Source organism: Roseateles koreensis (assembly GCF_028595305.1).
GTDB lineage: Bacteria > Pseudomonadota > Gammaproteobacteria > Burkholderiales > Burkholderiaceae_C > Paucibacter_A > Paucibacter_A koreensis.
The window spans coordinates 1-5,620 of record NZ_JAQQXS010000026.1 but is presented as its reverse complement, the minus strand read 5'-3'; the positions used below and the strand labels follow the sequence as shown (position 1 = coordinate 5,620).

General features: G+C 51.4%; 2 tRNA genes and 3 rRNA genes. All 5 read right to left on the bottom strand.

Annotation, left to right across the window (positions count from 1 at the left end):
• Positions 1-6: 6 nt before the first annotated feature.
• The 5 genes from rrf to PRZ01_RS18985 all read right to left on the bottom strand — a co-directional run bounded on the left by rrf (position 7) and on the right by PRZ01_RS18985 (position 5,413).
• Positions 7-119 (bottom strand): 5S ribosomal RNA (gene rrf / locus PRZ01_RS19005).
• A 214-nt stretch (positions 120-333) separates the two neighbouring features.
• Positions 334-3,212, bottom strand: a 23S ribosomal RNA gene (locus tag PRZ01_RS19000).
• A 326-nt stretch (positions 3,213-3,538) separates the two neighbouring features.
• Positions 3,539-3,614: transfer RNA gene (locus tag PRZ01_RS18995), tRNA-Ala, on the bottom strand.
• A 15-nt stretch (positions 3,615-3,629) separates the two neighbouring features.
• Positions 3,630-3,706: transfer RNA gene (locus PRZ01_RS18990), tRNA-Ile, on the bottom strand.
• A gap of 183 nt (positions 3,707-3,889) precedes the next feature.
• Positions 3,890-5,413, bottom strand: a 16S ribosomal RNA gene (locus PRZ01_RS18985).
• Together the 16S, 23S and 5S rRNA genes with 2 tRNA genes alongside form the textbook arrangement of a ribosomal RNA operon.
• Positions 5,414-5,620 lie beyond the last annotated feature (207 nt).

The window sequence follows — 5,620 nt, the reverse complement described above, 5'->3', positions numbered from 1 at the left end:
ATATTAGCCTGACGATGACCTACTTTCACACGGGAATCCGCACTATCATCGGCGCTGAGGCATTTCACTGTCCTGTTCGGGATGGGAAGGAGTGGTACCGCCTCGCTATGGTCATCAGGCTTAACTGGTTGGCAAGCTGTTCTGTGAACAACTTACCCAATTTGTAGAGCTGCGCAGTATACCTTATTTTGAGGTACTGCGCTTCGAATCAGCTGGTATTTTGATTGCGTTCAACTCAGACTTCTCTGAAGAACAGCATAACTTGTGTTGTCCTCAATAATCCTTGCTCGGTTCAGTGATTGATTTTCATCTCTCACGAACTGTCAAAGTTATAGGGTCAAGCCTCACGGGCAATTAGTACGGGTTAGCTTAACGCATTACTGCGCTTCCACACCCCGCCTATCAACGTCCTGGTCTCGAACGACCCTTCAGGGGGCTCTAGGCCCCGGCAAGACTCATCTTGAGACGAGTTTCCCGCTTAGATGCTTTCAGCGGTTATCTCTTCCGCACTTAGCTACTCGGCGATGCCACTGGCGTGACAACCGATACACCAGAGGTGCGTCCACTCCGGTCCTCTCGTACTAGGAGCAGGCTCTCTCAATCTTGCAGCGCCCACGGAAGATAGGGACCAAACTGTCTCACGACGTTTTAAACCCAGCTCACGTACCTCTTTAAATGGCGAACAGCCATACCCTTGGGACCGGCTACAGCCCCAGGATGAGATGAGCCGACATCGAGGTGCCAAACACCGCCGTCGATATGAACTCTTGGGCGGTATCAGCCTGTTATCCCCAGAGTACCTTTTATCCGTTGAGCGATGGCCCTTCCATACAGAACCACCGGATCACTTTGTCCTACTTTCGTACCTGCTCGACTTGTCAGTCTCGCAGTCAAGCACGCTTATGCCAATGCACTATCAACACGATTTCCGACCGTATTTAGCGTACCTTCGAACTCCTCCGTTACACTTTGGGAGGAGACCGCCCCAGTCAAACTGCCCACCATACACTGTCCCCATCCCGGATAACGGGACAAGGTTAGAACCTCAAACACACCAGGGTGGTATTTCAACGTTGGCTCCATGAGAACTAGCGTCCTCACTTCAAAGCCTCCCACCTATCCTACACAGATCTGTTCAAAGTCCAATGTAAAGCTACAGTAAAGGTTCATGGGGTCTTTCCGTCTTTCCGCGGGGAGATTGCATCATCACAAACATTTCAACTTCGCTGAGTCTCTGGAGGAGACAGTGTGGCCATCATTACTCCATTCGTGCAGGTCGGAACTTACCCGACAAGGAATTTCGCTACCTTAGGACCGTTATAGTTACGGCCGCCGTTTACTGGGACTTCAGTCAAGAGCTTGCACCCCATCATTTAATCTTCCAGCACCGGGCAGGAGTCACACCCTATACGTCGACTTTCGTCTTTGCAGAGTGCTGTGTTTTTAATAAACAGTTGCAGCCACCGATTCTCTGCGGCCTCATTCAGCTTCAGGAGTAAATCCCTACACCTACTAAAGGCACACCTTCTTCCGAAGTTACGGTGTCAATTTGCCGAGTTCCTTCTCCAGAGTTCTCTCAAGCGCCTTAGAATACTCATCTCGCGCACCAGTGTCGGTTTGCGGTACGGTCGTCAATAGCTGAAGCTTAGTGGCTTTTCTTGGAAGCAGGGTATCACTCACTTCGGCTGCAAGCAGCCTCGTTATCACGCCTCATCTTAGCCCCCCGGATTTGCCTAAGGGGCATGACTACACGCTTGAACCAACATATCCAACAGTTGGCTGAGCTAACCTTCTCCGTCCCCACATCGCACTATTGATCGGTACAGGAATATTGACCTGTTTCCCATCAGCTACGCATCTCTGCCTCGCCTTAGGGGCCGACTCACCCTACGCCGATGAACGTTGCGTAGGAAACCTTGCGCTTTCGGCGAGGGGGCTTTTCACCCCCTTTAACGCTACTCATGTCAGCATTCGCACTTCTGATACCTCCAGCAGGCTTCACAACCCACCTTCACAGGCTTACAGAACGCTCTCCTACCACGTGCAATAAATTGCACATCCGCAGCTTCGGTAACTGGCTTAGCCCCGTTACATCTTCCGCGCAGGACGACTCGATCAGTGAGCTATTACGCTTTCTTTAAATGATGGCTGCTTCTAAGCCAACATCCTGACTGTTTTAGCCTTCCCACTTCGTTTCCCACTTAGCCAATTTTGGGGACCTTAGCTGGCGGTCTGGGTTGTTTCCCTCTTGAGTCCGGACGTTAGCACCCGGTGCTCTGTCTCCCAAGCTGTACTCATCGGTATTCGGAGTTTGCAATGGTTTGGTAAGTCGCCATGACCCCCTAGCCATAACAGTGCTCTACCCCCGATGGTAATACTTGAGGCACTACCTAAATAGTTTTCGGAGAGAACCAGCTATTTCCAAGTTTGTTTAGCCTTTCACCCCTATCCACAGCTCATCCGCTAATTTTGCAACATTAGTCGGTTCGGACCTCCAGCACCTGTTACGGTACCTTCATCCTGGCCATGGATAGATCACTTGGTTTCGGGTCTACACCCAGCGACTAATTCGCCCTATTCGGACTCGATTTCTCTACGGCTTCCCTATTCGGTTAACCTCGCCACTGAATGTAAGTCGCTGACCCATTATACAAAAGGTACGCAGTCACCTTGCGGCTCCTACTTTTTGTATGCATACGGTTTCAGGATCTATTTCACTCCCCTCCCGGGGTTCTTTTCGCCTTTCCCTCACGGTACTAGTTCACTATCGGTCGATTACGAGTATTTAGCCTTGGAGGATGGTCCCCCCATATTCAGACAGGATTACACGTGTCCCGCCCTACTTGTCTGCCGCTTAGTTCCACACTTCGCATTTCTCATACGGGGCTATCACCCGCTATGGCCGGACTTTCCATTCCGTTCTGATATACAAAATGCTAAAACGACAAGGCTACTCCAATTTCGCTCGCCACTACTTTCGGAATCTCGGTTGATGTCTTTTCCTCGAGCTACTGAGATGTTTCAGTTCACCCGGTTCGCCACAATGACCTATGTATTCAGTCAGAGTTACCCCTCGCGGGGTGGGTTTCCCCATTCAGAAATCTCCGGATCAAAGCTAATTTGCCAGCTCCCCGAAGCTTATCGCAGGCTATCACGTCTTTCGTCGCCTGTAATCGCCTAGGCATCCACCATATGCACTTAGTCACTTGACCCTATAACTTTGACAGCGCTGACTGCACTGTCGGTCAAGAACTCGCACAGACCCCATTCATGAGTCCATACGTTATTGAGTATTTACGCGTTACGCCGTTCTTCATACCCTAATCAATTTCTTGCTTAGTTGAAGTCTTGTGTTTGACGCAATCAAAATGTCGCCGACGGCACGGTGCTCAAGCCCCTTTACAAAGAACTTGAACTTCCGTCGACAACGCTGATTCGACTCTACAAATTGTTAAAGAACAACAGCCAATAAAGGCTGGCAAACCACAACGCCCTCTTCTCCAGAGTAACGCTTTGGTTTGCCAACGCTTGAGTGAAATGGTGGAGGATGACGGGATCGAACCGACGACCCCCTGCTTGCAAAGCAGGTGCTCTCCCAGCTGAGCTAATCCCCCGGGAATTGACTTCCGTGGTGGGTCTGGCTGGATTCGAACCAGCGACCCCCGCCTTATCAAGACGGTGCTCTAACCAACTGAGCTACAGACCCACGTGTTTTTCACCGTGTCCTGCATCTCTTCGCTCACCTGTTGAGGCCAGCTCGGCAGGCTCACGCAATTTCACTCTTCTGTTGTATGACAGCCGATAAGTGTGGGCGCTCAAATTAGAGTGCATTTGGATCTCGCTGGCTACTTACTGCTTGCAGTAAACAGCTGCTCGACCACTTTTCCAGAAAGGAGGTGATCCAGCCGCACCTTCCGATACGGCTACCTTGTTACGACTTCACCCCAGTCACGAACCCTGCCGTGGTAAGCGCCCTCCTTGCGGTTAGGCTACCCACTTCTGGCAGAACCCGCTCCCATGGTGTGACGGGCGGTGTGTACAAGACCCGGGAACGTATTCACCGCGGCAAGCTGATCCGCGATTACTAGCGATTCCGACTTCACGCAGTCGAGTTGCAGACTACGATCCGGACTACGACCGGTTTTCTGGGATTAGCTCCCCCTCGCGGGTTGGCAGCCCTCTGTACCGGCCATTGTATGACGTGTGTAGCCCTACCCATAAGGGCCATGATGACCTGACGTCATCCCCACCTTCCTCCGGTTTGTCACCGGCAGTCTCATTAGAGTGCCCTTTCGTAGCAACTAATGACAAGGGTTGCGCTCGTTGCGGGACTTAACCCAACATCTCACGACACGAGCTGACGACGGCCATGCAGCACCTGTGTTCAGATTCTCTTTCGAGCACCCTCAAATCTCTTCAAGGTCTCTGACATGTCAAGGGTAGGTAAGGTTTTTCGCGTTGCATCGAATTAAACCACATCATCCACCGCTTGTGCGGGTCCCCGTCAATTCCTTTGAGTTTCAACCTTGCGGCCGTACTCCCCAGGCGGTCAACTTCACGCGTTAGCTTCGTTACTGAGAAGAAACCCTCCCAACAACCAGTTGACATCGTTTAGGGCGTGGACTACCAGGGTATCTAATCCTGTTTGCTCCCCACGCTTTCGTGCATGAGCGTCAGTACAGGTCCAGGGGATTGCCTTCGCCATCGGTGTTCCTCCGCATATCTACGCATTTCACTGCTACACGCGGAATTCCATCCCCCTCTACCGTACTCTAGCTATGCAGTCACAAAGGCAGTTCCCAGGTTGAGCCCGGGGATTTCACCTCTGTCTTGCATAACCGCCTGCGCACGCTTTACGCCCAGTAATTCCGATTAACGCTTGCACCCTACGTATTACCGCGGCTGCTGGCACGTAGTTAGCCGGTGCTTATTCTTCAGGTACCGTCATTAAGTCTCTGTATTAGAGAAACTCGTTTCTTCCCTGACAAAAGCGGTTTACAACCCGAAGGCCTTCTTCCCGCACGCGGCATGGCTGGATCAGACTTGCGTCCATTGTCCAAAATTCCCCACTGCTGCCTCCCGTAGGAGTCTGGGCCGTGTCTCAGTCCCAGTGTGGCTGGTCGTCCTCTCAGACCAGCTACAGATCGTCGCCTTGGTGGGCTTTTACCCCGCCAACTAGCTAATCTGATATCGGCCGCTCCAATTGCGCGAGGTCTTGCGATCCCCCGCTTTCACCCTCAGGTCTCATGCGGTATTAGCCACTCTTTCGAGTAGTTATCCCCCACAACTGGGCACGTTCCGATATATTACTCACCCGTTCGCCACTCGTCAGCTTAACCTGTTACCGTTCGACTTGCATGTGTAAGGCATGCCGCCAGCGTTCAATCTGAGCCAGGATCAAACTCTACAGTTCGATCTTGTTTTACTCAACGGAATCGACTAAAAACCATTTGCATAGTTCTCAATCTAAATTTCCGTGAGCGTTTAAAGTCCAAGAGACTTGATGCTTGTCACCAAACATCAGCACTCTTCTTCAAACGCCCACGCTTATCGGCTGTGAATTATTAAAGAACTCAAATCAACCAAACCCTAGAGTTCAATCAATTCGTTGCAAGCAGAC